Origin of the sequence: Pseudomonas sp. SHLD1 (assembly GCF_028640935.1) — a bacterium.
GTDB lineage: Bacteria > Pseudomonadota > Gammaproteobacteria > Pseudomonadales > Pseudomonadaceae > Chryseomonas > Chryseomonas aestiva.
This window is the reverse complement of the sequence record NZ_JAQZAD010000013.1, coordinates 498,282-523,792: the sequence shown is the minus strand read 5'-3', so window position 1 is coordinate 523,792 and position 25,511 is coordinate 498,282. Positions and strand designations below refer to the sequence as shown.

Sequence of the window (25,511 nt, the reverse complement as noted above, 5' to 3'; positions counted from 1 at the left end):
TGCAGCTCCTTAGTCGTTGTAGAGATCAATGATGGCGCTGACGGCCTTGTGCTTGACCTTGGCCGCGTCGTTGCGCGCCTGCTCGATCCGATTCAGATAGGCGGCATCGACGTCGCCGGTGATGTACTCGCCATCGAACACCGCGCAGTCGAACTGCTCGACCTTGGGTGCCTTGCGGGTGCGCACGGCTTCCTGCAGGTCATGCAGGTCCTGGTAGATCAGCCAGTCGGCGCCGATCAGCTCGCCGACTTCCTCGGTGGTCCGGCCGTGGGCGATCAGCTCGTGCACGCTGGGCATATCGATGCCGTAGACGTTGGGGAAGCGCACCGCCGGAGCCGCCGAGCAGAAATAGACCTTCTTGGCGCCGGCTTCGCGGGCCATCTGGATGATCTGCTTGCAGGTGGTGCCGCGGACGATGGAGTCGTCCACCAGCATCACGTTCTTGCCGCGGAATTCCAGTTCGATGGCGTTGAGCTTCTGGCGTACCGACTTCTTGCGCGCGGCCTGGCCGGGCATGATGAAGGTCCGGCCGATGTAGCGATTCTTGACGAATCCCTCGCGAAACTTGACGCCCAGGTGGTTGGCCAGCTCCAGGGCCGCGGTGCGGCTGGTGTCCGGGATTGGGATGACCACGTCGATGTCGTGCTCGGGCCGCTCGCGCTGGATCTTCTCGGCGAGCTTCTCGCCCATGCGCAGGCGGGCCTTGTAGACCGAGATGCCATCGATGATGGAATCCGGACGGGCCAGGTAGACGTGCTCGAAGATGCAGGGCGCGTACTGCGGATTCTGCGCGCACTGGCGGGTATAGAGCCGTCCGTCTTCGGTGATGTACACCGCTTCGCCCGGTTCCAGGTCGCGGATCAGGGTGAAGCCGAGCACGTCGAGGGCGACGCTCTCGGAGGCGATCATGTATTCCACGCCGTATTCGGTGTGACGCTGGCCGAAGACGATAGGACGGATGGCGTTGGGGTCGCGGAAGCCGACGATGCCGTAGCCTGTCACCATGGCCACCACGGCATAGCCACCACGGCAGCGCTCATGGACTTCGGAGACCGCGGCGAAGACGTCGTCCTCGGTCGGCTGCAGCTTGTTGCGCACCGCCAGCTCGTGGGCGAAGACGTTGAGCAGCACCTCGGAATCGGAATTGGTGTTGACGTGGCGTAGATCGGATTCGTAGATCTCGCGAGACAGCTGCTCGACGTTGGTCAGGTTGCCGTTGTGCGCGAGGGTGATGCCATAGGGCGAGTTGACATAGAACGGCTGCGCCTCGGCGGAGCTGGAGCTGCCGGCCGTGGGGTAGCGCACATGGCCGATGCCCATGCGGCCGACCAGGTGCTGCATGTGCCGCTGCTGGAAGACGTCGCGGACCAGGCCGTTGTCTTTGCGCAGGAAGAGTTTACCGTCCAGGCTGGTGACGATACCGGCGGCATCCTGACCGCGATGTTGAAGGACGGTGAGCGCGTCGTATAACGACTGGTTGACGTTCGTCTTGCCCACGATACCTACGATGCCACACATGCGACGCGACCCCACTGTTTCAAGTGATGCGACGGCGAACCATCGCAGGATGACCCCGGCAGTGCGAGGCCTGGAAAACCATTCAAGGAGCCTTGGGCCCCAGCTGTGGCAGCAGTTGCAGACTGGGCATGGGCGTCGCGCCCAGCCATTGGCCGGCAAAGCCCAACAGCAGATTCTTCGACCAATCGGCCACCAGGAGAAAATGTGGAACCAGCACCGACTGCTGCCACCAGCCGTCCTGCTGGACCGGCCCCAGGCTCAGCAGCCCCACCGCCACGGTGATCAGCAACGCACCGCGGGCGGCGCCAAAGGCCATGCCGAGAAAGCGATCGGTGCCCGACAAGCCGGTGACGCGGATCAATTCGCCAAGCAAGAAGCTCACCAGGGCGCCGACGAGCAGTGTCAGCACGAAGAGAATGACACAGGCGGCGATCACCCGTCCGGACGGCACCTGAATATAGTCCACCAGGTAATTGGACAGGGCCCCGCCGAAGACCCAGGCCACGCCACCGGCCACGATCCAGGTGGCCAATGACAACGCTTCCTTGACGAAGCCGCGCCTGAGACTGATCAGGCAGGAAACGATGACAACGGCGACGATCGCCCAGTCCACCCAGGTGAAGCCCACGGCAAGGTCCACTTACAAAAAGGCCCTGCATTCTAGCAGAGCCTTGTGACCGGGTTAACCGCGCTCCGGCTGAAAGCGGACGACGAAGCCCTTGACGCCATTCTGCTTGTTGAGCTGGTCGCGCAAGCGATCCGCCTCGCTGCGCTCTATCACCGGCCCGACGAAGACCCGGTTCATGCCGTCGGCGGTCCGTACATAGGCGTTGTAGCCCTGGCTACGCAGCTTGGCCTGCAGGGCATCGGCGCTGGGCCGCGACGACAGGCTGGCAAGCTGGACCGACCAGCTGTTGGGCAGATTGGCCGCGCCCAGGCGCGAATCCGGCTTGGCCGCGGGTGCTGGGGCCGCCGCAGGTGCCGCCGGAGCACTGCCGACGGGTGCGCTGGCGGCGGGCGCCTTGGCGACCGGTGCGGCAGGCTGGGATGGCGCCGGCGCGGGGTTCGCCGGCGCATTCTGCGTCGGCGCCTGGCCGGAGGTGCCGGCGATCGGCGTCTGCGGCTTGCCGAGCGGCTTGGCCGGCTCGTCCGGCACCACCACCACCGGCGGCGCCTCGGGTGTCTGCACCGGCTGCACCTCGGTACTGGGCATCGTGGGTGCGGCCGGCTGGGCCGGCGCCTCGACCGCCACCTTGCGGGCATCGTCCTGGCGATTGAAGAGCATGGGGACGAAGATGATGATCAGCGCCAGCAGCACCAGCGCACCGATGACTCTTTGCTTGAGCATGGGTTATGCCTCCGCGGATTCGGATGGGGAAGAGAGCTGCGCGAGGACCTCGGCGACACTGTAGAAGGAGCCGAACACCACCACCTCGTCGTCAGCCGCACTGGCGGCCAGTTGCGCCTCGAAGGCGGCCAGCAGCGAGGCATGGGCCTCGGCGCGCGCACCGCGCGCCGCCAGGAGAGCGGCCACCTCGGCACCTTCGCGACTGCGCGGGGTCGGCAGGCTCGCCACTGCCCAGCTGGCGAACAGGCTTTCCAGGGGCGCCAGGATGCCGTCCAGGTCCTTGTCGGCCAGGACGCCGAACACCGCGCGCCGTACGCCGGCGACCGGTTTCATCGCCAGGCGGCGGGCCAGGTATTCGGCGGCATGGGGATTATGGGCCACGTCCAGCAGGACGCTGCGCCTCTGCCCTGCCCGCTCGACCTGACGGCGATCGAGCCGGCCGGTCATACGCGTGGCCTGGAGCGCCGCCGCGATCTGCTGCGGCAGCCAGGGTTGTTCGAGTAACGCGTAGGCCTGCAAGGCCAGGGCGGCATTTTCCATGGGCAGATCGAGCAGCGGCAGGCCCGGCAGCGCCAGGTCGTTGCCCTGGGCATCACGCCCACGCCAGAACCAGCCGGCACTCTCGATGCGCAGATCGAAGGCTTCGCCGCGCAGCAGCAAGGGCGCGCCCAGGCGCTCGGCGGCGTCGGTCAGCGGCGCGGGTGGCTCCAGATCGCCACAGAGGGCCGGCTTGCCGGCGCGGAAGATCCCGGCCTTTTCCACGGCGACGCTGTCGCGGGTATCGCCCAGCCATTCGGCATGATCCAGGCCGATGCTGGTGACCAGCGCCAGATCGGCATCGATCAGGTTGACCGCATCCAGGCGTCCGCCCAGACCGACCTCAAGGACGGCGACATCCAGCCGGGCACGCTCGAACAGCCAGAAGGCGGCCAGGGTACCCACTTCGAAATAGGTCAGGCTGATCTCGCCACGGGCGGCTTCCACCGCGGCGAAGGCGGTGCAGAGATCGCTATCGCTGGCGAGGGTGCCGTCCACGTCGACGCGCTCGTTGTAGCGCACCAGGTGCGGCGAGGCATAGACGCCCACCCGCTGCCCGCTGGCACGCAGCAGGCTGGAGAGAAAAGCGCAGGTGGAGCCCTTGCCGTTGGTGCCGGTCACGGTCACCACCCGCGGCGCCGGCCGGGTCAGGCCCAGCCGCTGCGCGACCTCGCGCACCCGGTCCAGGCCCATGTCGATCGCCGACGGATGCAGCTGCTCGAGATAGGCCAGCCATTGCGCGAGGCTGCGCGAAGCCATCAGGCCGCCGGGACCGGCTGGTGCTGGAAGGTCGCCAGCAGGCGCGCCAGGCGATCACGCAATTCCTTGCGCGAGACGATGAGGTCGACGGCGCCGTGATCCAGCAGGAACTCGCTGCGCTGGAAGCCTTCCGGCAGCTTTTCGCGCACGGTCTGTTCGATCACGCGCGGACCGGCGAAGCCGATCAGCGCCTTGGGCTCGGCGACGATGACGTCGCCGAGCATCGCCAGACTGGCGGAAACACCACCATAGACCGGATCGGTCAGCACCGAGATGAAGGGAATGCCCTCTTCGCGCAGACGCGCCAGCACTGCGGAGGTCTTGGCCATCTGCATCAGGGAGATCAGGGCTTCCTGCATCCGCGCACCGCCCGAGGCGGAGAAGCAGATCAACGGGCAGCGCTCTTCCAGGGCTACATTGGCCGCGCGGACGAAACGCTCGCCGACCACGGCACCCATGGAGCCGCCCATGAAGGAAAATTCGAAGGCGCAGACCGCTACCGGCATGCCCTTGAGGGTACCGCGCATGGAGATCAGCGCGTCTTTTTCGCCGGTTTCCTTTTGCGCCGCGGTGAAACGATCCTTGTACTTCTTGCTGTCGCGGAATTTCAGGCGATCAACCGGCTCCAGCTCGGTACCCAGCTCCTCCCGACCCTCGGCGTCGAGAAAGATGTCCAGGCGACGTCGCGCGTTGATGCGCATGTGGTGACCGCACTTGAGGCACACGTCCAGATTCTTTTCCAGCTCCGGACGATAGAGGACCGCTTCGCAGGCCGGACACTTGTGCCAAAGACCTTCCGGCACCGAACTGCGCTTCACCTCGGACCGCATGATGGAAGGAATCAGTTTGTCGACCAGCCAATTGCTCATGCATCTCTCTCCACTTGCATGGGCTCCCAGCGTGGCCTGGGCCACGCCTTCCTTGAGCATCTGTAATAGGTTCGGCAGCGCCCGCTGTATCCCGGGCCGCTACCCTCTTGTCGCATGCCGGCTCCCGGGGAGCCGGACGTCAGACCCACCCGGGGCGGGTCTGCTTGAATATGTCGCAGGTGTGGACGGCAACCACCCGACGAGGGTCACATCAGGCGATTGGCGCACCCCGCACGGCCGCCACGAATCGGGCGATCTCGGTGGCATCCTTGATGCCCTTGGCCTGCTCCACGCCGCCACTCACGTCCACCCCAAAGGGCCGGGACGCGGCGATGGCCGTGGCGATGTTATCCGCGTCCAGCCCGCCCGCCACGATCAGTGGCAGCGACAGGTCCTGCGGCACCCGGGTCCAGTCGAAGGCCTGGCCGGTGCCCCCGGGCACGCCAGCGACATAGGTGTCGAGCAGCAGCCCGCGGGCGCCGGCATAATCCCGGGCGACGACGGCGAGGTCGATATCCTCGCGCATGCGCAGGGCCTTGATGTAGGGACGGCGATAGCGGGCGCACTGCGCCGGCGACTCGTCGCCATGGAATTGCAGGAGGTCCAGGGGCACGGCGTCGAGCGTCTCCTCGATCTCGCAGGGCGAAGCATCGACGAACAGCCCGACACTGGTCACGAAAGGCGGCAGGGCCGCCACGATCCGGCGGGCCTGGGCAGCGCTGACCGCCCGCGGGCTGCGCGCATAGAACACCAGGCCGATGGCATCGGCGCCGGCAGCCGCCGCGGCCCGTGCATCCTCGACCCGGGTGATCCCGCAGATCTTCACTCGAACGTTAGCCAAACCGGAATGACCTCGTTCCAAATCGATGGATGTTAGCAGACCACCCGCGCAGCGTCAGCCTTGGGGGTCATCCAGCTCGGGGATATGCCCCAGGAACAGCGGACCCAGCGGCCGCTTCGGCACGGGCGTGCTCTCGGGATACTCGGCATCCACCAGGTAGAGGCCATAGGGATGGGCGGTGACGCCCCCCAGCCGTCGCTCTCGCGCGGCCAGGACCTCGCTCACCCACTCCACCGGCCGCTCGCCACAGCCCACCGCCATCAGCACCCCGGCGATGTTGCGCACCATGTGGTGCAGGAAGGCGTTGGCGCGGATGTCGAGGACGATCAGCCGTCCGCTCTGCCAGAGACGCAGATGATGGATGGTCTTGATCGCCGACTTCGCCTGGCAGGCCTTGGCCCGGAAGGAAGTGAAATCGTGGGTACCGAGCAGCACCTGGGCCGCCTCGCGCATCGGCTCGATCCGCAGCGGACGGTGATTCCAGGTGACCTCCTCCGCCAGGTGCGCGGGCCGGATGGGATCGTTGTAGATCACATAGCGGTAGCGCCGCGCCATGGCGCTGAAGCGGGCATGGAATTCGTTGCTGACCGGCTTGACCCAGGTCACGCTGATATCCGACGGCAGATTGGCATTGGTGCCCATCACCCAGGCCTTGAGCGGCCGCGCGACGGGGGACTCGAAATGCACCACCTGGCCGGTGGCGTGCACCCCGCAATCGGTACGCCCGGCGCAATGCAGCGCGATGGGCGCCGCGGCAACCTCGGACAGGGCGTCTTCCAGGGTCTCCTGCACGGAGCGCACACCCGGCTGCTGGCGCTGCCAGCCGCGATAGCGGGCGCCCTTGTACTCGACGCCCAGGGCGATGCGCTGCGGCGGAACGATGATCGTGGGGTCTAGAAAATCCAAGACGACGGCCAGGCAAAAAAAAGGGGAGGCAGCTTATAGCGCCTCCCCTCCTCTGCCAAGTCCGGCCGCGGTCAGCTGAGCTGGGCGATGATCTCCCGGGCTTCCTGCTGCTGCCCGGCATTCCCCTCGGCAATCACCTCGTCGAGGATGTCCCGGGCACCTTCCGGATCGCCCATGTCGATGTAGGCGCGCGCCAGATCCAGCTTGGTGGCGGTTTCGTCTTCGCCGGACAGGAAGTCGAAGTCGTCCAGACCGTCGCCACCCGCCGTGCCAGTGGTGGTCTCCGCATCGAACTGGCGAGAGGCCTCCTGCAGGCGGGCGGCGAATTCCTCGTCGCTTTCGCGCTTGGGCGCCGGTTGCTCGTCGTCGAAGTCGGACAGATCGAAACTCGCGGGCAGATCGGCGTCGGCCGCCGGCGGCGTGGGCGCATCCAGTGGCTCGTCGAAGGCCGAAGCCGCACTGGAACCCGCGACCGGCTCGTCGTGCGCCAGGTCGCCCTGCCGCTCGAATTCGCTGAAGTCCAGGGCGAAGTCATCGTCCTTGGCAGCCGGAGTCGCCGCGGGCGTGGCAGCGGGTTCGGCATCGAAATTGAGATCGAAGTCGAAATCATCACGCGGGTCGGCCGCCTTGGCCTGGGCATCGGCGAAGGCTTCGCCGAACAAGGGCTCCTCCGCCGGACCGGCCGGCTGATGGCCCTGGGTATCCTCGGTGCCGAAGTCATCCAGGGACAGATCGAAATCCTGGCTGTCCTCGGTGGCCGTGAAGCCCTGGTTGCGGGATTGCTCCTCGCTCAGTTCGTGGGCGGCGGCCAGCGCAGCGGCCCCGACCGCAGCCGAGGCGACCGCGACGGTGGCCATGGCCGGATAGCGCGACTTCAGGTGCTCGACCGCCGGCTGGGCGCCGCCGATCTCCTTGAGTTCGCGCTCTTCACGCTGGAAGCCGTCCTTGTCGCCCATCTCGGCATAGACTTCCATGAGCTTGAGGCGCAGATCGGCGCGATGGGGCTCCTGGTCGCTGGCCTTCTTGAGCACCTCGGCCGCCTGGCTGAAGCGGCCATAGGCCATGTAAATGTCGGCCTGACCCAGGGCATCGTCCTGGGCGTCGGCGTCACGCGCCGCATCCTGACTGCCCTGGTTCAGTTCCAGCCCGGCGAGGGCATGGTGATCGCCGAGCTCGGGATCGGCGTCGAACACGGTATCGGTGCGCGCGGCTTCGGCGTCGCGCTCACGCTCGGCCTCCTTCACCGCATTGCGGCGCGAGTTGATCATCAGCAGGACCAGCAGCGCCAGCAGGGCGCTGCCGCCGATGATGCCGAGCCAGAGCGGATTGCTGAGGATCTCGTCGAGGAAACTGTTGGTGGCCTCAGTCGGTTCGGTCGCCGGGGTGCTCGGCGTGACCGGGATGACCTTGGGCTCGCTGGCCGCGGGCGGCGCCGAGCCGGTACCCGCTTCACTGGCCGGCGACGGGGTGGTGGGTGCAGAGGCGTCGACAGGAGCGACCGGGGCAGCTGCGGTCGGCTCCTGGGGCGTAGGCGTGGGGGTGTTCTCGGCCGGCGCAGGCGTCACCGGAGCCGCAGCTTCGGGCGTCGCCGGTGGCTGGGCCGGCTGGCCAGCGGCCTGGGGATTGGCCATGTTGGCCTGCATCCGCGCCAGCTGGGCGTCCTTGAGCTGCATGATCTTCTGCAGCTTGTCGAGCTGCGACTGCAGATCGCCCAGACGACTCTTGAGTTCTTCGTTCTCGCGGCGGGTGGTGTCCAGGCTTTCCTGGGTCACCGCCAGGCGATCGGCAAGGGACTGATCCCCCCCCTTGCCACCGGCGGATTCGCCCGGGCGCCCGGACGGCTGACCGGAGAGCAGCTTGAGATTGTCCTTGGGTGCGGCGGGTGCCGGCGCCTCGTTGCCACTCGGCTGGGCGGAAGCATCCACCTGCCGGCGCGGCGTACCGGCGGGTGCGCCGTCACCACCCTGCTTCCAGGCACGGGTCTGGCGGGCGATCTCGGCCACCGCCTCGCGCTGGGGGCGCGTTCCGGCCTGGGCCTGATCGGGCAGGCGCAGCACCTGACCACTCTTCATCAGGTTGATGTTGCGATCGATGAAGGCGTCGGGATTCAGATCCTGGATCGCCAGCATGGTCTGGTCGACGGTGACGCTGGAGGCCGGGCGATTGCGCGCCGCCACTTCCCAGAGGGTATCGCGCCGCTCGGTGGTGTAGGTGCCAGGTGTCTGGGTCGCGCTCGGCGCTGGCGCGGCAGGCGGCGTGGCCGGACGCGGTGCGCTCGGCGTGTTGGCGCGCGCTCGCGGCGTGGCCGGCACCTGGGGCGCGAAAGGCGCTGCCGCCGCCTGCGGGGTATAGAGCGGCGGATCCAGCAGCACGGTGTACTCGCGCAGGATCCGGCCACTCGGCCAGTTCACTTCCAGCAGGAAGTTGAGATAGGGCTCACGCACCGGACGCGCCGAGGTCACGCGGATGACGGTGCGCCCGTTGCGCACCTCCGGCGTGAACTTGAGATCGTTGAGAAAGAAGGCGCGGTCGACACCGGCCTTGCCGAAATCCTCGACGGACGCCAGATTGGGGCGCAACTCGGCGGTACCGAGGTCACGCAGGTCCGACAGATCGATGGTGGCATCGAAGGGCTGATTGAGGGCCGAATTAAGGTGGATCTCCCCCAGGCTGAGGGCCTGGGCCGCGCCAGACATCAAGGCGCTCGCCGCTGCAATTGCCCGCACCAGTTTCTGAACTCGAACCATGACCGTCCCTTTTTAGAAGCTGTCGATCGCGCCACCGTGCGGGCGCCTGTGTCCATCGCTGCGTGCCACGTCCACTGCCCTTTTGCTCAAGCCAAAAGAGCGAAGCATTTCACGAAGTATCTTTTAGGCCGACTGTTTAAGCAACAATTCGGCCAGCTGAACGGCCGTCAGTGCCGACAATCTGACATTGTCCGCCACCAGCCAGCATTCCAGCCTTCGAGCATCCCGCGGATGCAGCCTCACCCGCCCCACCAGCACCTCTTCCCGGCCCAGGGCATCGCCTACGGCAGACGGGCAATCGAGCTCTTCGTCAAGCGCCAGGCCCGGCTCGTCGCCCAGGGCCTCCAGCACCTGCTCCAGCTCCCAGGGCGCCTGGCCCCTCAGGCTGAGCGCCAGGCTGTCGCCGAAGAACACCGGCGCCTGCACGGCGGTGACGTCCAGCACCGGCAACGTCGCCCCCAGCACCTGCTGACATTCATCCAGCAGGCGATGTTCCTGGGCAGTATAGCCATCCGCCGTCGCTGCACCGGTGCGACCGAGCAGATTGAAGGCCAGCTGTCCTTCGAACAGCCGTGCCTCGACCGGTCGACCGTTGAGCAATTCGGTGGCCTGACGCGCCAATTCCTCGACACCACCACGGCCGGCGCCGGAGGCGGCCAGGCACGCCGTCAGGGAAGCATCATGGAGTGCGTTCAAGCGAGCGAGCACGGCTGCCACGCTGGCGGCGGCCTGGGCGGCTGCCAGGGGAACGCCGAGCCAGACGGCGACCGGAAGCTGGTCGAGGCGTTCGCCATTGATGCGTGGCAGCACCGACAGCGCGGCCGAGGCGCCGCTGAGATCGAGCACGGCGCTACCGGCAGCGACCAGTTGCGGCCGCAGGGTTTCGACCACGGCGGCCGGCGCGGCAAGGATGACGATGCCGACCTGGGCGAAATCGAAGCCGTCGAGGCCGGTGACGCGCAGATTGCTGCCTCGGAAGGGCAGATTCTGCCCCGCCGACTCACCGCTGGCGAGCAGGTGCAGTCGCCCGAGGGGCACGTCGCGTTCGTCGAGGAGTTCGCGAATGGCTTCGCCGTAGGCACTGGTGGCACCGACGAGGGCGATATCTCTGGCAGTCATGATAGGACGGTCCGCAACGAAAGAGGGCCGCACTTTACTGGCGGCCCTCCTCTATAGGCAAACGTTTAGCCGTCGGCTCACTGCTCCAGCAGGATCCGCAGCATGCGGCGCAGTGGCTCCGCGGCGCCCCACAGCAGCTGGTCGCCCACGGTGAAGGCGCCCAGATACTGGGAACCCATGTTCAGCTTGCGCAGCCGGCCGACCGGTACGCTCAGGGTGCCGGTGACGGCCGCTGGCGTGAGGTCGCGCATGCTGACCTCGCGGTTGTTCGGCACCAGCTTGACCCAGGGATTGTGCTGGCTGATCAGACCGTGGATGTCGGACAGCGGCACGTCCTTGTTCAGCTTGATGGTCAGCGCCTGGCTGTGGCAGCGCATGGCGCCGATGCGCACGCAGATGCCATCCACCGGGATGGGATTCTTGAAGCGACCGAGGATCTTGTTGGTCTCGGCCTGGGCTTTCCATTCCTCGCGGCTCTGGCCGTTGGGCAGTTCCTTGTCGATCCAGGGGATCAGGCTGCCGGCCAGGGGGACGCCGAATTGCTCGGTGGGGAAGGCTTCGCTGCGCAGGGTCTCGGCGACCTGGCGGTCGATGTCGAGGATGGCGCTGGCGGGATCGGCCAGGCTGTCGGCCACGGCGGCGTGGGTCGCACCCATCTGGCGGATCAGCTCGCGCATGTTCTGGGCACCGGCGCCGGAGGCGGCCTGGTAGGTCATGGCGCTCATCCAGTCCACCAGACCGGCTTCGAACAGCCCGCCCAGGGCCATCAGCATCAGGCTGACGGTGCAGTTGCCGCCGATGAAGTCCTTGCGGCCATCGGCCAGGGCCTGGTCGATGACGCGGCGATTGACCGGGTCCAGCACGATGACGGCGTCATCCTGCATGCGCAGGCTGGAGGCCGCGTCGATCCAGTAGCCTTTCCAGCCGGCCTGGCGCAGCTTGGGGAACACCTCGCTGGTGTAGTCGCCACCCTGGCAGGTGAGGATGACGTCGAGGGTCTTGAGCTCGTCGATGCTGTAGGCATCCTTGAGCGGCGCCACGCCCTTGCCGATGGCCGGGCCTTCGCCGCCAACGTTGGAGGTGGTGAAGAAAACGGGCTCGATCAAGTCGAAATCCCGTTCTTCGAGCATGCGCTGCATGAGCACGGAGCCCACCATGCCACGCCAACCGATCAGACCTACACGTTTCATCGCTACTGCACCTTTATTGTCTTGAGGACGGCCGCCTCCCCCGGCGGCCGATCAGATTAACGCCTTGCGAGGGCGGCGACCACTGCTTCGCCCATCTCGCGGGTACCGACCCGCTGCTTGCCTTCCGACCAGATGTCGCCGGTCCGCAGACCCTGGTCCAGCACCTGGCCCACCGCCGCCTCGATGGCCTCGGCCGCCGCGGCGGCGCCAAAGGTGTACCTGAGCATCATGGCCACCGAGAGGATGGTCGCGAGTGGGTTGGCCACGCCCTGGCCGGCGATGTCGGGTGCCGAGCCGTGGCAGGGTTCGTACATGCCCTTGTTGTGGGCATCCAGGGACGCCGAGGGCAGCATGCCGATGGAACCGGTCAGCATCGAGGCTTCGTCGGAGAGGATGTCGCCGAACATGTTGTCGGTGACGATGACATCGAACTGCTTGGGTGCGCGGACCAGCTGCATGGCGGCGTTGTCGACGTACATGTGGCTGAGTTCGATGTCCGGATAGTCCTTGGCCACCTCCTCCACCACTTCGCGCCACAGGCGGCTGGACTCAAGGACATTGGCCTTGTCCACCGAACACAGCTTGCCGCCACGCAGACGGGCCATGTCGAAGCCGACGCGAGCGATGCGACGGATCTCGCCTTCGCTGTACGGCAGGGTATCGAAGGCCAGGCGCTCGCCGTTCTCCAGCACCCGGGTCTCGCGCGGCGAGCCGAAGTAGATGCCGCCGGTCAGCTCACGAACGATGAGGATGTCCAGGCCGGAGACCACTTCCGGCTTGAGGGTCGAGGCCTCGGCCAGTTGCGGATAGAGGATGGCCGGGCGCAGGTTGCCGAACAGGCCCAGGGCGGAACGGATCTTCAGCAGACCGCGCTCGGGACGGATGTCGCGTTCGAGCTTGTCCCACTTGGGACCGCCGACGGCGCCAAGCAGCACGGCATCGGCGACGCGGGCGCGCGCCAGGGTCTCATCGGCCAGGGGCACGCCGTAACGATCGATGGCGGCGCCGCCCAGGTCGTCATGGACCAGTTCGAAGCCGAGGTCATGGTCGCGGTTGACCACTTCCAGCACCTTGACCGCCTCGGCCATGATTTCCGGACCGATGCCGTCGCCCGGCAGGATGAGGATCTGCTTGCTCATTGTCTTTTCCTGTCTCACATCAGATGGGCTGGGCCCAGAGAACCATGACGTCGACGGTGAAGGAGCCGTCGCGGTCGATTTCGAAATACTGGCGCACTTCCTGGCCGATCTTGCTCTGCAGGCTGCGAATGGCCTGGCACTGCGGCTCGGGGGTGCGCATGCGCGCGGTCCAGCTGGCGAAGTCCAGGCGCAGGCGCTGGCGACGGCAGCGGGTCACGCCCAGCCGGGCCATATCCAGCAGGCGGTGCCACTCGGCGAAGGAATAGTCACGCACGTGGCTGATGTCGCGCAGGATTTCCACCGTCTGCAGGTAGGTATCCAGGCGCGGATTGGCCGGCGAGATCACGTCGATGATGGCCATCTCGCCGCCATGGCGCAGCACCCGGCGCACTTCGCGCAGGGCCGCGCCGATGTCGCACCAGTGGTGCGCCGAATAGCGGCTGAAGACGAAGTCGAAGCTGGCATCACCGAAGGGCAGGTGCTCGGCCATGCCGGGCTGGACGCTGATGTTGTCCAGGCCCTGCTCGGCCGCGCTGCGCTTGACCACCGAGAGCATTTCCTCGGCCAGATCCAGGGCGATCACCTGCCCGGCCACCGGCGCCACGTTGTAGCTGACGTGACCGCCACCGCAACCGAGATCCAGCACCTTGGCGCCTTCCCGCTGGGCCACGGCGTCGCGCAGTTCGGCTAGCTCGGCGCCCTGGGCATGGACGGCGCTGGTCAGATAGGCCTCGGCGGTGGCGCCGAATTGCTGCTGTACGTGTTGCTCGTGGTCACCGCTCATGGAGCCTCCGGAAAGAGTGCCGGCCTCGCGGACCGGCGACTGGGTTCAGGCGCTGGGGAACATCCAGGGACTGCTCTGGCGATAGCGGGCTTCGAAACTCCCGATGGCGTCGGCATCCTGCAGGGTCAGGCCGATGTCGTCCAGGCCGTTGAGCAGGCAGTGCTTGCGGAAGGCATCGATCTCGAAGGACAGCGCCACGCCATCGGGACGGCGCACGGTCTGGCTCTCGAGATCGACCACCAGCTGGTAGCCCTCGGTGGCTTCGACCTGGCGGAACAGCTCGTCGACGTCCGCATCGCTGAGGATGATCGGCAACAGACCGTTCTTGAAGCTATTGTTGAAGAAGATGTCGGCGAAGCTCGGCGCGATCACCGAACGGAAGCCGTAGCCATCCAGGGCCCAGGGCGCGTGTTCGCGGCTGGAACCGCAGCCGAAGTTCTCGCGCGCCAGGAGGATGCTGGCGCCCAGGTAGCGCGGCTGGTTGAGCACGAACTCGGGGTTCAGCGGACGCTTGCTGTTGTCCTGGCCGGGCTGGCCGACGTCCAGGTAGCGCCACTCGTCGAACAGGTTCGGGCCGAAGCCGGTGCGCTTGATCGACTTGAGGAATTGCTTGGGAATGATCTGGTCGGTGTCGACGTTGGCGCGATCCAGGGGTGCGACCAAACCGGTGTGCTGGGTAAAGGCTTGCATGGTCAGGCTCCTCAGGCGTTGGCGAAGTCGCGGACGTCGACGAAACGACCGGCGATGGCGGCAGCGGCGGCCATCGCCGGGCTCACCAGGTGGGTACGGCCACCGGCACCCTGGCGGCCCTCGAAGTTGCGGTTGGAGGTAGAGGCGCAATGCTCGCCACTCTCCAGGCGGTCGGCGTTCATCGCCAGGCACATGGAGCAGCCCGGCTCACGCCATTCGAAACCGGCTTCGATGAACACCTTGTCCAGGCCTTCGCGCTCGGCTTGCGCCTTGACCAGGCCGGAGCCCGGCACCACCAGTGCCTGCTTGAGGGTGGTGGCGACCTTGCGGCCCTTGGCCACGGCGGCGGCGGCGCGCAGGTCCTCGATGCGGGAGTTGGTGCAGGAGCCGATGAAGACGCGGTCCAGCACGATGTCGGTGATCGGCTGGTTGGCCTTCAGGCCCATGTACTTCAGGGCGCGCTCGATGGAGCCGCGCTTGACCGGATCGGCTTCACGAGCCGGGTCCGGCACCTGCTGGTCGACGGCCAGGACCATCTCCGGCGAGGTGCCCCAGCTGACCTGTGGCTTGAGCTGGGTGGCGTCGAGTTCGACCACGGTGTCGAAATGGGCGTCGGCATCGGACACCAGGCCACGCCACTGGGCGACGGCGGCCTCCCAGACGGCACCGGTGGGCGCGAAGGGACGGCCTTCGACGTAGTCGATGGTGGTCTGGTCCACCGCCACCATGCCGACCCGGGCACCGGCCTCGATGGACATGTTGCAGATGGTCATGCGGCCTTCCATGGACAGGGCGCGGATGGCGCTGCCGGCGAATTCGATGGCATGGCCGTTACCGCCGGCGGTGCCGATCTTGCCGATGACCGCGAGGACGATGTCCTTGGCGGTGACGCCAAAGGGCAACTCGCCCTCTACCAACACCCGCATGTTCTTCATCTTCTTGGCCACCAGGCACTGGGTGGCGAGCACGTGCTCGACCTCGGAGGTGCCGATGCCATGAGCCAGGGCACCGAAGGCGCCGTTGGTGGAGGTGTGGGAGTCACCGCAGACCACGGTCATGCCGGGCAGCACGGCGCCCTGCTCCGGGCCGATCACGTGGACGATGCCCTGGCGGACGTCGTTCATCTTAAACTGGGTGACGCCGAAGTCGTCGCAGTTCTCGTCCAGGGTGCGGACCTGGATGCGCGAGATCTCGTCCTTGATGGAGTCGAGACCTTCCTTGCGATCGGGGGTGGTCGGCACGTTGTGATCGGGGGTCGCCAGGTTGGCGTCCAGGCGCCAGGGCTTGCGGCCGGCCAGACGCAGGCCTTCGAACGCCTGGGGCGAGGTCACCTCGTGGATGATGTGGCGGTCGATGTAGAGCAGCGCGGAACCGTCGTCGCGCTGCTTGACCAGGTGCATATCCCAGAGTTTGTCGTAGAGCGTCTTGCCAGCCATGGGTGGATTCCTCATCAGGCGTGGAACGGCACGGGCCTTTGCATGCCCTTGGTGCTTGTGGGGTCAAAGATACCGCGCTAGGCTCGCATGAAACAAATTCATCTTTTTCATGAAGCGCATAACAAACAGGAATTCGACGTCTTGGACCTCGCCAATCTGAACGCCTTTGTCGCGGTGGCCGAAACCGGCGGCTTCTCCGACGCTGGCGAGCGCCTGCACCTGACCCAGCCGGCGGTGAGCAAGCGCATCGCGGCCCTGGAGCTGCAGCTGGGGCTGCGACTGTTCGATCGCATCGGGCGCGAGGTCAGCCTGACCGAGGCGGGACGCGCCCTGCTCCCCCGCGCCTATCAGATTCTAGACGTGATCGATGACACCCGGCGGGCGCTGACCAATCTCAATGGTGCCATCGGTGGCCGGCTGACGCTGGCGACCAGTCACCACATCGGCCTGCACCGGTTGCCGCCGATCCTCAGGCGCTTCACCCGGGACTATCCCGACGTCGCCCTGGATATCCGCTTTCTCGATTCGGAAGCCGCCTACGACGAAATCCTGCATGGGCGGGTGGAGCTGGCCATCATCACCCTGGCGCCCCAGACCGCGGCGCCGATCAAGGCGGTGCCGGTGTGGAGCGATCCGCTGGATTTCGTGGCGGCGCCCGAACATCCGCTGGCGAACCAGGCGGAGGTCACCCTGGCCGATGTGGCGCGGCATCCGGCGGTGTTTCCCGGCGGCAATACCTTTACCCGGCTGATCGTGCATGGATTGTTCGATGCCCAGGGGCTGATACCCAATATCGCCATGAGCACCAACTACCTGGAGACCATCAAGATGCTGGTGTCCATCGGCCTGGCCTGGAGCGTGCTGCCGCGGACCCTGCTGGACGATCAGGTACGCCGGCTGCCGCTGCCGGGGATTCAGTTGGAGCGGCGCCTGGGGTACATCCTGCATACCGAGCGCACCCATTCGAATGCGGCGCAGGCGTTCATGGGATTGCTGGATGAGGTGGAGCGGGAGTAGCGGGTTCGGGGTATGCCTGTTGATTAGGCAGGCGTTTCCGACATTGGCAATCGCGGCCATGGCCGCGATAACGATGTTCGACGGCAGCCCTATCCCTTCTTGAGCTTTTTCAGGCGCTTCTTCGACTTGTCGATGACTTCCTTGCGCTCGCGGTCCTTCAGCTCCTTCCAGCCCTTGATCTCTGAGCGTTTGCGGCCACATCCCTGGCAGACTTCGTCCTTGATCTTGCACTGGCTGATGCAGGGACTTTCGACCTTACCCACGGCAACCTCGGAAATGAAAAAGGCCCTGCAGTATAACCACTGCAGGGCCCTGTCCAGCGCCATCCGGCAGGATGGCGGGCTATGGGGGCGATTTAGAAAACCGCTTGAACCTTCAGGCCGCCCACCACGGCATTGTCAACTTCACGCACGCCACCCGGACTCTTGATGTACTGGAGGTTGGGGCGCACGGTCAGCCAGTTGGTCACGTGCACGCCGTAGTAGAGCTCGGCGTCGTACTCGTTGTGCTGCAGGGGCGTGTAGGCCGGATCATCGTAGTCGGTGGCACCGGCGGCCTGGTTGAGGGCGCGCTGGTTGTCGCGGAAGTCGCTGTTGGTGCTGATGCGCGCGACGCCGAAGCCGATGTCATCCTTGGGACGACCGTCGAAGGGGCCCTTGTACACCAGACCGGCCTGGACGTAGTTGCTGACCTTGTTGACGTCCTTGGCATGGGCGGTGAAGTTGGCGAACACCGACAGGCCGCGGCTCGGATCATCGTTGTGCGCGGTGATCTGCTGACGCGCCACGACCCAGTAGCCGTGCTTGCTGGAGTGCTCCTTGTAATCCAGCCCGGTAAGGGCGGCGGAGTTGCCATTGACGTCTTCGTAGACATCGTTGGCATCGGCGGTGCTGTAGTAGTAGCCAACGCGGTATTCGCCCGGCAGGCCGTTGACCTTGGGCGACCAGACCATTTCCACCGGCAGGACCGCACCCTTGGTGCCGCTGCCGTTGAGCTTGAAGCCGTTGCCGGTTTCCAGCAGCGACGGATTCTGCTCGTAGGCACCGACCTGGACGAACAGCTCGGGGGTCAGGCTGTACTTGACGCGCAGGGCCCACTGGCTGACCGGCCAGTTGTACCAGACGCCTTCCCAGTTGCCGACCTGGGAACCGCAGAACGCCAGGTTCTGGAAGTCGCACTCGAAGGAGTTGAAGTCCTCGCCTTCGCCGAAGCGACCGGCCTTGATGTCCAGACGGCCGTCGAAGAAGCCCTTGGACAGCCACAGCTGGGTCAGACGCCAGGTCTGGCCACGGCCGTAGACTTCCTGCACCGAGGAGTAGCCGCCCACGCGCGGATCGGTGATGCGGTCGTCGGTCAGGTTGCGGCCGTCACGGGAGGTGATGGCCAGCTTGAACACCGAGTTTTCCCAACCGGCGATCTTGTTCATGTCGCCCCAGAGGCCGAACATGTACTGGGAGCTCCAGCGCCCGGTGCGGTCGTCGTCGTAGCCGCCACGCAGGTTGGTCGCGCCCTCGCCGACGTATTCGAGCTTGATGTCCCAGCCCTTGTCGCGCAGGTCCTTGCGCACGCCACCCCAGTCACCGGTCATGGTGTTGCCCAGCGGCTCGAAGGCGGCCTCGGTGTTGTTGACGCCACTGAAGTTGCCACCCGGATTGGCCTGGGGCGCCGCCTGGGCACCCGCGGCGACCGCCAGGGCCAGCAGCGATACCAGGGGCAGTGCGCGCCCCGGACGATTCTTGTGGTTTTGCTTGTTCATTACTGAGATCCCTTTTTATTGAAGTGATGACACTCTGGGCCCGAAACCCGCGTCTCTAATACTTAGAAGCTGTAAACGATCTGCTGCGCGTCGGCCAAACGGCGTTGAAAAGGCCCTGGAAGGCCAGCCCCGTCGAAATGCTCATTTAGCATTCGTAAACTGCGCTTTCTCAGGCCTTTTCGCCTGGTTTGGCTCTAGCTCGCGAGATCGTATACAGCTTCTTACGGCAGGACGTTGAGGACTTCGTAACAGGCACCCATGGTGTGGTAGTCGACCTTGCCGGCCGGACTCTTGTCGTCGGAGTACTTGTGGTTCCGACGGTCGAGCAGACGCCACCACGCGCCGTGCTCGTGATCGATGAAATGCGTCCAGCTGTAGCGCCAGAGCGCCTCATAGTGTTCCCAGTAGCGGGCGTTGCCACTGCGCTCCGCGAGCAACGCGGCGGCGGCCAGGGCCTCGGCCTGCACCCAGAAGTACTTGTCCGGATCGCAGGGTGAGCCATCCGGGGCGAAGCCGTAGTAGAGACCGCCGTGCTCGCCATCCCAGCTCAGGCGCCAGGAGACATCGAACAGCGCCTGGGCCCGCGGCAGCAACCAGGGCTGGGGGCGATGGCGCTCGAGGATCAGCAGCAGCTTGGCCCATTCGATCTGGTGCCCCGGCTGGAAACCCCAGGGCCGGAACAGGTTGGCCGGATCGTCGCGGTTGTAGTCCCAGTCGATGGACCAGTCGCTGTGGTAGTGCTCCCAGACCAGGCCACCGGGGACCTCGTCGGCCACCCCGCCCTGCCCCTGGGTCAGCGCCGCCTGACGCTGGGTCATGTTGCGCGCCAGGGTCTCGGCGCGATCCAGGTAGCGCACCTCGCCGCTGGCTTCGAAGGCGGCCAGCAAGGCTTCGCAGGCGTGCATGTTGGCGTTCTGGCCGCGATACGGCGCCACGGTCTGCCAGTCGGCGCTGATCTCGTCGACATAGAGGCCATCGGCTTCACGCCAGAAATGGGTCTCCAGGGATTCCCAGGCTTCGCTCAGCCAGTTGCGCGCTTCCTGGATGCCCGCCTGCAGGCCGTGGGCGTAGGCCAGCACCACGAAGGCCAAGCCATAGCAGTGATTGGTGCCATCCACCACTTTGTCGCCGTCGAGCAGCCAGGCATAGCCACCGTTGGCCTGGCGATGCCGCTCGCGCAGGTATCTCAGGCCATGGCGGGTCGCTTCCAGAAAGGCCGGATCGCCATAGTGACGGTAGGCCATGGCGAAATCGAAGACGAAGCGGGTGCTGGAGACCAGGTGGCGGGTCTGGCGATCGTAGACCGTGCCGTCGTCCTTGAAGAAATGATAGAAGCCGCCCTGCGGATCGACACAGCGGGGATGGTAGAACGCCAGGGTGTGGCGGACGTGCTCCAGCAGGGTGTCGCGACGACGAAAATCGGGGAAGTCCATCGGGTTTCCTTGGCGTCTATTGTTGTTGTGGGAAAGCGGTCTAGTAAGGGCTCACCTGCAGCAGGGCTTCGACATCGGCACGGGTCGGCGCATAGGCGCCGGCATGGCGGCAGGACACCGAGGCACTGGCCGCGGCGAATCTCAGGCGCTGCTGCAGATCGGTCAGGCCCAGCAGGCCGGCGGCCAGCCAGCCGGCCATGCAGGCGTCACCGGCACCCACGGTGTCGGCCACGTCCACGGCGATGGCGGCCTGTTGCCACTCGCCTTCCGGCGTATAGAGCACCAGGCCGTGCTCGCCGCGGGTGAAGAGGATGCGGGCATGGGGATTGAGGGCGCGCAATTCGTCCAGCGCGGCGCGCTCGTCCAGGCCCGGATAGATCTGGCGGATGTCTTCGTCGGACAGCTTGATGTCGTCGGCCAGGCGCACCAGCTCAGGGAAGGTCTGCTGGCGATAGCGATCGTCCATCAGGTTGCGCCAGTTGGGATCGTAGCTCAGGCGCTTGCCAGCGGCCTTGGCCTGGCGGGCCAGGTCCAGCAGGGTGTCGGCCAGCGGATAACGAGCCAGGCTGATGCAGCTGAAATGGCAGACCTCGGCGGCCTCCAGCCAGCCTTCGGGCAGCAGCGCCGGGTCGAACTGGAGATCGGCTTCGCCGGCGAAGAAATAGCGCGGCGGACGGCTCGACGGCACGATGGCCACCAGCGGATCGGCGGCGACGCGCTGCAGGAAGCGGGTATCGAGGCCGGCGGTTTCCGACTGCCAGGCGATCTCGTCACCCAGACCGTCCTGGCTGATGGCGCCGCCGAAGGCGCTTGCCACGCCCAGCCGTGCCAGGCCACGCGCCACGTTCCAGGGAGCACCGCCCGGATAACCCCGCCATTCGCCAGGATTACCCTGGACGATGTCGGTGAGGGCTTCGCCAAAGACCACGACGCGGGGTAGTGCCATTGTTGTTCTCCTGTCTGTCACGGCGGCCGGAGATGCACTCCTGGCCTCTGGTAGGGCCGCGACCCGACGTCAGGCGCGGCGGCGGGCGGACCTTACCATTGCTGTAACGTTTCAGCCATGAGCTACGTTCAAGAAAGTCGGCGACCGCTCGCAGGATCGAACAGCACCGCCCGTCGCGAATCGATCCGCCACAGCACCTGGTCGCCGGCCCGCGGCGCTTCGCCCGGAGCGACCCGGCAGCAGACCTTGGTGCCGTTCCATTCGGCATACAGCAGGGTGTCGGGACCGGTCGGCTCGACCACCTGGACCCGCGTCAGGATGCCTGGCACCGCGTTGTCCGCCGGATGCGCCGACTGGATCTGCTCCGGACGCACCCCAAGGATAGCCTCTCGGCCCGCGAGCGCCGGATCCAGATCGGGCAAATCCACCTGGCTGTCGCCGGTATCGCCGGTGACGCGGGCGACCACCCTGCCCTCGCGCGCTTCCAGACGCACCGGCACGAAGTTCATCGGCGGCGAGCCGATGAAGCTGGCGACGAAGAGATTGGCCGGATCGTTGTAGATCTCCTCCGGAGTACCGAACTGCTGCACCTCGCCATCCTTCATCACCGCGACCCGATCGCCCAGGGTCATGGCTTCGATCTGGTCGTGGGTAACGTAGACGGTGGTGGTCTGCAGGCGCTGGTGCATCAGCTTGATCTCGGTGCGCATCTCCACCCGCAGCTTGGCGTCGAGGTTGGACAGCGGCTCGTCGAACAGATAGAGCTTGGGCCGGCGCGCCAGGGCGCGACCCATGGCCACCCGCTGCTGCTGGCCACCGGAGAGCTGCGCCGGCTTGCGCTCGAGCAGGTGCTCGATCTGCAGCAGCTTGCTGACCCGCGCCACCTCGGCGTCGATCTGCTCCCTGGGCGTCTTGCGGATCTTCAGGCCGAAGGCGATGTTCTCGCGCACGGTCATGGTCGGATACAGGGCGTAGGACTGGAACACCATGGCGATGTCCCGGTCCTTGGGCTCGACCTGGGTGACGTCCTCGCCGTCCAGGCAGATGGCGCCGCTGCTGATGTCTTCCAGGCCGGCGATGGCGTTCATCAGGGTGGATTTGCCACAGCCGGAGGGGCCCACCAGGATGAGGAACTGACCCGCGTCGATGCGGATGTCGATGCCCTTGAGGGCTTCCTGGGCGGCGTTGCCGTAGGTCTTGCGTACGCTTTTGAGTTCGAGAGCTGCCATGGTGGCCTTCCTTATCCTTTGACCACGCCCGAGGTCAGGCCCCGGACGAAATACTTGCCAGCGAAGATGTAGACCAGCAGCGTCGGCAGCGCGGCGATCATGGCGGCGGCCATGTCGACGTTGTATTCCTTCGCGCCGGTGCTGGTGTTGACCAGGTTGTTCAGGGCCACGGTGATGGGCTGCGACGAGCCGCTGGCGAACACCACGCCGAACAGGAAGTCGTTCCATACCTGGGTGAACTGCCAGATCAGGCTGACCATCACGATCGGCGTGGACAGCGGCAGCAGGATCTTGAAGAAGATGGTGAAGAAGCCCGCCCCGTCCAACCGCGCCGCCTTGATCAGGGCATCGGGGATGCCCACGTAGTAGTTGCGGAAGAACAGCGTGGTGAAGGCCAGGCCGTAGATCACGTGCACCAGCACTAGGCCGGCGGTGGTGTTGGCCAGGCCCAGCTGGCCGAGGGTGAAGGACATCGGCAGCAGGATCACCTGGAAGGGAATGAAGCAGCCGAACAGCAGCAGGCTGAACAGCAGATTCGAACCGCGGAACTGCCACTTCGACAGGGCGTAGCCGTTGAGCGCGCCGATGAAGGTGGAGATGAGCACCGCCGGGACGGTGATCATGAAGGAGTTCCAGAAGTAGCTGTGCACCACGTCCCAGGCCTTGAGCCAGCCGATGATCGTCCAGTCCAGGGGCAGGCTCAGCAGGTTGCCGGTGCGGACGTCGTCCGGGGTCTTGAAGCTGGTCAGCAGCATCACCAGCAGCGGCACCAGATAGACCGCGCAGGCGATGATCAGGGTAGCGTGGATGGCCACGCGATTGACGTTCAGAGCCTTAGCCATTTCGCTTGCTCCGCAATTCCGAGTAGAGGTAGGGCACCAGCACCGCCAGCACCGCGCCGAGCATCAGCACCGCACTGGCCGAACCCAGGCCCATCTGGCCGCGGGTGAAGGTGTGCTGGTACATGAACACCGCCGGCAGGTCCGAGGCGTAGCCGGGACCGCCCGCGGTCATGGCCATGACTAGGTCGAAGCTCTTGATGGCGATGTGGGCGAGGATCATCACCGCGCTGAAGAACACCGGCCGCAGGCTGGGCAGGACGATGCGCAGGTAGATGGTCGGCAGCCCTGCCCCGTCGACCTGGGCGGCTCTCAGAATGGAGGAATCCACGCCGCGCAGACCGGCGAGGAACATGGCCATGACGAAGCCCGAGGCCTGCCAGAGGGCGGCGATCAGCAGGCAGTAGATGACCCGGTCGGGATCCACCAGCCAGTCGAAGCGAAAGCCTTCCCAGCCCCAGTCGCGCAACAGCTTGTCCAGCCCCATGCCGGGGTTGAGCAGCCATTTCCAGGCGGTGCCGGTGACGATCATCGACAGCGCCATGGGATAGAGGTAGATGGTGCGGATGAAGCCTTCGCGGCGGATGCGCTGGTCCAGCAGGATGGCGAAGAAGACTCCGATGGCCAGGCTCAACAGGATGAACAGGCCACCGAAGATCGCCAGGTTCTTGCAGGCCACCAGCCAGCGATCGTTTTCCATGAGTCGCGCGTACTGGGCGAAGCCGGCGAAGTTGTAGCTGGGCAGGAAGCGCGAGTTGGTAAAGGAGATCACCGCCGTCCAGAGCATGTAGCCATAGAGGCAGACAACCATGGCGATGGCCGTGGGCGCCAGCACCAGCTTGGGCAGCAGGCGCTGCAGCCGGTCCGGGCGTCGACTGACGGTCGCGACGGGAAGGGTTTCGGTAAGAGCCATGGGGCGCTCCCAAGGGGTGGTATTATCTTGGCGTCAGGTAGCTGGATGATCGCGGCCATGGGCCGCTCCTACAGCTCGATCAGGCGTCTGCAGGAGCGGCCGCAGCGGCGGACCGCCATGGTCGCGATTGACCTTACTTGGCGGCCTGGATGGCAGCGACCAGTTGCTCGGTGGCCTTCTTCGGATCGGCGTTGGCGTCGTTGAAGAAGTTGGTCACCACGTCGAAGATCGCACCCTGCACATAGCTGGTGTTGGCCATGCTGTGCGCCATGCTCGGCTCGGCCTTGCCATCGGCATTGGCCGCCTGGAAGTCCTTGGCGGACTGCTGGGCGCAGCTGTCGAACTTGGCCAGGTCGATGTCGTTACGCACCGGGATGGAGCCCTTGTTGAGGTTGAATACCTCCTGGAAGGGCTTGTCGATGACGGTGCGCACCAGGTCGTCCTGGGCCTTCTGGTTGTCCTTGTTCTTGATCTTGAACATGGCCAGGGAGTCGATGTTGTAGATGAAGTCGCCCTGGGTGCCCGGCATCACCACGCACTCGTAGTCGACGCCCGGCTTCTTGCCGGCGGCGGTGAATTCGGCCTTGGCCCAGTCGCCCATGATCTGCATGCCCGCCTTGCCCTCGATGACCATGGCGGTGGCCAGGTTCCAGTCGCGACCGGCGGCATTGGGATCGACATAGCCCTTGATGCGCTTGAAGGTCTTGAACACCTCGACCATCTTGTCGCTGCGGATGGTGTCGGCATCGGTCTGCACGAAGACCTTGTCGTAGCCTTCCGGACCCATGATAGCCATGACCAGGGATTCGAAGATGGTGCCGTCCTGCCAGTTCTGGCCACCATGGGCCAGGGGCACGACGCCGGCGGCCTTGAGCTTGTCGGCGGCCTCGAAGAATTCGTCCAGGGTGGTGGGGACCTTGGCGCCGGCCTTCTTGAAGACGGCGGGGTTGATCCACAGCCAGTTGATGCGGTGGATGCCGGCCGGCACGGCGACGTACTCGCCATCGTGCTGCATGGTCTGGGCCACGCGCTTGGGCAGGATGGTGTCCCAGTTGCCCTGCTTGGCGATGTCGCTGATGTCAGCCAGGAAGCCCATGCTGGCCCATTCCTGGATGTCGGGGCCTTTCAGCTGGGCGGCGGATGGCGGATTGCCGGAGACGGCGCGGGTCTTGAGCACGGTCATGGCGGCCTCGCCGGCGCCACCGGCCACGGCGAAGTCCTTCCAGGTATCGCCCTGCTTCTGCATCAGTTGCTTGAGGACATCGACGGCGCGAGCCTCGCCACCGGAGGTCCACCAGTGCAGCACCTCGACCTCACCGGCATGGGCGGTCAGGGGGGCGGCGAGCGCGGCGCAGGAAAGGGAAACGGCGAGAGCGAGACGATTCAACGCATTCATGAGAGGGTCGTTCCTTGTTGTTTTTTTATTGGAGCTGGGCCAAGTCTAGTCAGACGACTGCGGCCGTGGGTAACGAAGGGAAGGAGTTTTGTCACGGAC

23 protein-coding genes are annotated in these 25,511 nt (G+C 65.8%); 1 reads left to right on the top strand and 22 read right to left on the bottom strand.

Going from position 1 to position 25,511, the window contains the following annotated elements:
- Positions 1-9 precede the first annotated feature (9 nt).
- From purF to leuC, 14 genes are all read right to left on the bottom strand, one after another.
- On the bottom strand, positions 10-1,518 hold the full coding sequence (gene purF, locus PVZ77_RS07820) for an amidophosphoribosyltransferase (RefSeq protein WP_133860853.1): 1,509 nt from the start codon (positions 1,516-1,518) through the stop codon (positions 10-12).
- 82 nt (positions 1,519-1,600) lie between these two features.
- Positions 1,601-2,146 (bottom strand): CvpA family protein, encoded by a 546-nt coding sequence (locus PVZ77_RS07815; protein ID WP_017641289.1) that lies wholly within the window; start codon positions 2,144-2,146, stop codon positions 1,601-1,603.
- A 54-nt stretch (positions 2,147-2,200) separates the two neighbouring features.
- On the bottom strand, positions 2,201-2,866 hold the full coding sequence (locus PVZ77_RS07810) for an SPOR domain-containing protein (RefSeq protein ID WP_273806218.1): 666 nt from the start codon (positions 2,864-2,866) through the stop codon (positions 2,201-2,203).
- 3 nt (positions 2,867-2,869) lie between these two features.
- A complete protein-coding gene (gene folC, locus PVZ77_RS07805; protein WP_273806217.1) occupies positions 2,870-4,162 on the bottom strand; it encodes a bifunctional tetrahydrofolate synthase/dihydrofolate synthase in 1,293 nt (430 codons plus the stop codon).
- Entirely contained in the window at positions 4,162-5,031 is an 870-nt protein-coding gene (gene accD / locus PVZ77_RS07800; RefSeq protein WP_133860856.1) for an acetyl-CoA carboxylase, carboxyltransferase subunit beta, read from the bottom strand. The genes folC and accD overlap by 1 nt, the downstream gene beginning before the upstream one ends.
- A gap of 211 nt (positions 5,032-5,242) precedes the next feature.
- The gene (locus PVZ77_RS07795) at positions 5,243-5,872 is read right to left on the bottom strand and encodes a phosphoribosylanthranilate isomerase (protein WP_273806216.1); all 630 of its coding nucleotides are present in this window, start codon (positions 5,870-5,872) and stop codon (positions 5,243-5,245) included.
- Positions 5,873-5,926: 54 nt separating this feature from the next.
- Positions 5,927-6,778, bottom strand: a complete 852-nt coding sequence (gene truA / locus PVZ77_RS07790) for a tRNA pseudouridine(38-40) synthase TruA (RefSeq protein ID WP_017641294.1) — start codon at positions 6,776-6,778, stop codon at positions 5,927-5,929.
- A gap of 71 nt (positions 6,779-6,849) precedes the next feature.
- Positions 6,850-9,525 (bottom strand): FimV/HubP family polar landmark protein, encoded by a 2,676-nt coding sequence (locus tag PVZ77_RS07785; RefSeq protein ID WP_273806215.1) that lies wholly within the window; start codon positions 9,523-9,525, stop codon positions 6,850-6,852.
- A gap of 123 nt (positions 9,526-9,648) precedes the next feature.
- A complete protein-coding gene (locus PVZ77_RS07780; protein ID WP_273806214.1) occupies positions 9,649-10,644 on the bottom strand; it encodes an aspartate-semialdehyde dehydrogenase in 996 nt (331 codons plus the stop codon).
- Positions 10,645-10,721: 77 nt separating this feature from the next.
- Positions 10,722-11,834, bottom strand: a complete 1,113-nt coding sequence (asd, locus tag PVZ77_RS07775; protein ID WP_133860861.1) for an aspartate-semialdehyde dehydrogenase — start codon at positions 11,832-11,834, stop codon at positions 10,722-10,724.
- Between the two features lie 56 nt (positions 11,835-11,890).
- A complete protein-coding gene (gene leuB / locus PVZ77_RS07770; protein WP_273806213.1) occupies positions 11,891-12,973 on the bottom strand; it encodes a 3-isopropylmalate dehydrogenase in 1,083 nt (360 codons plus the stop codon).
- Between the two features lie 19 nt (positions 12,974-12,992).
- Positions 12,993-13,757, bottom strand: coding sequence for a class I SAM-dependent methyltransferase (locus PVZ77_RS07765; RefSeq protein ID WP_273806212.1), 765 nt, complete (start codon positions 13,755-13,757; stop codon positions 12,993-12,995).
- 45 nt (positions 13,758-13,802) lie between these two features.
- A complete protein-coding gene (gene leuD, locus PVZ77_RS07760) occupies positions 13,803-14,447 on the bottom strand; it encodes a 3-isopropylmalate dehydratase small subunit (protein WP_273806211.1) in 645 nt (214 codons plus the stop codon).
- Positions 14,448-14,458: 11 nt separating this feature from the next.
- Positions 14,459-15,883 (bottom strand): 3-isopropylmalate dehydratase large subunit, encoded by a 1,425-nt coding sequence (gene leuC, locus PVZ77_RS07755; RefSeq protein WP_273806210.1) that lies wholly within the window; start codon positions 15,881-15,883, stop codon positions 14,459-14,461.
- Between the two features lie 141 nt (positions 15,884-16,024).
- On the opposite strand from leuC, the gene PVZ77_RS07750 reads away from it, so the two are divergent.
- On the top strand, positions 16,025-16,900 hold the full coding sequence (locus tag PVZ77_RS07750) for a LysR family transcriptional regulator (protein ID WP_273806209.1): 876 nt from the start codon (positions 16,025-16,027) through the stop codon (positions 16,898-16,900).
- 89 nt (positions 16,901-16,989) lie between these two features.
- Here the strand turns inward: PVZ77_RS07750 and PVZ77_RS07745 are convergent, their stop codons facing one another.
- The 8 genes from PVZ77_RS07745 to PVZ77_RS07710 form a co-directional block, all read right to left on the bottom strand.
- The gene (locus PVZ77_RS07745; protein WP_183629732.1) at positions 16,990-17,163 is read right to left on the bottom strand and encodes a DUF1289 domain-containing protein; all 174 of its coding nucleotides are present in this window, start codon (positions 17,161-17,163) and stop codon (positions 16,990-16,992) included.
- 92 nt (positions 17,164-17,255) lie between these two features.
- Entirely contained in the window at positions 17,256-18,656 is a 1,401-nt protein-coding gene (locus PVZ77_RS07740) for a carbohydrate porin (RefSeq protein WP_273806208.1), read from the bottom strand.
- 221 nt (positions 18,657-18,877) lie between these two features.
- The gene (locus PVZ77_RS07735; protein WP_273806207.1) at positions 18,878-20,089 is read right to left on the bottom strand and encodes an AGE family epimerase/isomerase; all 1,212 of its coding nucleotides are present in this window, start codon (positions 20,087-20,089) and stop codon (positions 18,878-18,880) included.
- A gap of 40 nt (positions 20,090-20,129) precedes the next feature.
- On the bottom strand, positions 20,130-21,035 hold the full coding sequence (locus tag PVZ77_RS07730) for a carbohydrate kinase family protein (protein ID WP_273806206.1): 906 nt from the start codon (positions 21,033-21,035) through the stop codon (positions 20,130-20,132).
- A 128-nt stretch (positions 21,036-21,163) separates the two neighbouring features.
- On the bottom strand, positions 21,164-22,264 hold the full coding sequence (locus PVZ77_RS07725; RefSeq protein WP_273806205.1) for an ABC transporter ATP-binding protein: 1,101 nt from the start codon (positions 22,262-22,264) through the stop codon (positions 21,164-21,166).
- 11 nt (positions 22,265-22,275) lie between these two features.
- Positions 22,276-23,106: a carbohydrate ABC transporter permease gene (locus tag PVZ77_RS07720; protein WP_007158674.1), complete on the bottom strand. Its 831-nt coding sequence runs from the start codon at positions 23,104-23,106 to the stop codon at positions 22,276-22,278.
- Positions 23,099-24,016: a carbohydrate ABC transporter permease gene (locus PVZ77_RS07715; protein ID WP_058792075.1), complete on the bottom strand. Its 918-nt coding sequence runs from the start codon at positions 24,014-24,016 to the stop codon at positions 23,099-23,101. The genes PVZ77_RS07720 and PVZ77_RS07715 overlap by 8 nt, the downstream gene beginning before the upstream one ends.
- Positions 24,017-24,149: 133 nt before the next feature.
- The gene (locus PVZ77_RS07710; RefSeq protein ID WP_273806204.1) at positions 24,150-25,412 is read right to left on the bottom strand and encodes an ABC transporter substrate-binding protein; all 1,263 of its coding nucleotides are present in this window, start codon (positions 25,410-25,412) and stop codon (positions 24,150-24,152) included.
- Between the last annotated feature and the right edge of the window lie 99 nt (positions 25,413-25,511).

Excerpts from the sequence above, each read along its gene's own strand:
- leuB (WP_273806213.1), bottom strand. The coding sequence starts at position 12,973 with ATGAGCAAGCAGATCCTCATCCTGCCGGGCGACGGCATCGGTCCGGAA.
- accD (WP_133860856.1), bottom strand. The coding sequence starts at position 5,031 with ATGAGCAATTGGCTGGTCGACAAACTGATTCCTTCCATCATGCGGTCC.
- leuD (WP_273806211.1), bottom strand. The coding sequence starts at position 14,447 with ATGCAAGCCTTTACCCAGCACACCGGTTTGGTCGCACCCCTGGATCGC.
- PVZ77_RS07765 (WP_273806212.1), bottom strand. The coding sequence starts at position 13,757 with ATGAGCGGTGACCACGAGCAACACGTACAGCAGCAATTCGGCGCCACC.
- PVZ77_RS07740 (WP_273806208.1), bottom strand. The coding sequence starts at position 18,656 with ATGAACAAGCAAAACCACAAGAATCGTCCGGGGCGCGCACTGCCCCTG.
- purF (WP_133860853.1), bottom strand. The coding sequence starts at position 1,518 with ATGTGTGGCATCGTAGGTATCGTGGGCAAGACGAACGTCAACCAGTCG.
- PVZ77_RS07715 (WP_058792075.1), bottom strand. The coding sequence starts at position 24,016 with ATGGCTCTTACCGAAACCCTTCCCGTCGCGACCGTCAGTCGACGCCCG.
- PVZ77_RS07785 (WP_273806215.1), bottom strand. The coding sequence starts at position 9,525 with ATGGTTCGAGTTCAGAAACTGGTGCGGGCAATTGCAGCGGCGAGCGCC.
- PVZ77_RS07810 (WP_273806218.1), bottom strand. The coding sequence starts at position 2,866 with ATGCTCAAGCAAAGAGTCATCGGTGCGCTGGTGCTGCTGGCGCTGATC.
- PVZ77_RS07730 (WP_273806206.1), bottom strand. The coding sequence starts at position 21,035 with ATGGCACTACCCCGCGTCGTGGTCTTTGGCGAAGCCCTCACCGACATC.
- PVZ77_RS07710 (WP_273806204.1), bottom strand. The coding sequence starts at position 25,412 with ATGAATGCGTTGAATCGTCTCGCTCTCGCCGTTTCCCTTTCCTGCGCC.
- PVZ77_RS07780 (WP_273806214.1), bottom strand. The coding sequence starts at position 10,644 with ATGACTGCCAGAGATATCGCCCTCGTCGGTGCCACCAGTGCCTACGGC.
- asd (WP_133860861.1), bottom strand. The coding sequence starts at position 11,834 with ATGAAACGTGTAGGTCTGATCGGTTGGCGTGGCATGGTGGGCTCCGTG.
- PVZ77_RS07725 (WP_273806205.1), bottom strand. The coding sequence starts at position 22,264 with ATGGCAGCTCTCGAACTCAAAAGCGTACGCAAGACCTACGGCAACGCC.
- leuC (WP_273806210.1), bottom strand. The coding sequence starts at position 15,883 with ATGGCTGGCAAGACGCTCTACGACAAACTCTGGGATATGCACCTGGTC.
- PVZ77_RS07720 (WP_007158674.1), bottom strand. The coding sequence starts at position 23,106 with ATGGCTAAGGCTCTGAACGTCAATCGCGTGGCCATCCACGCTACCCTG.
- PVZ77_RS07735 (WP_273806207.1), bottom strand. The coding sequence starts at position 20,089 with ATGGACTTCCCCGATTTTCGTCGTCGCGACACCCTGCTGGAGCACGTC.
- folC (WP_273806217.1), bottom strand. The coding sequence starts at position 4,162 with ATGGCTTCGCGCAGCCTCGCGCAATGGCTGGCCTATCTCGAGCAGCTG.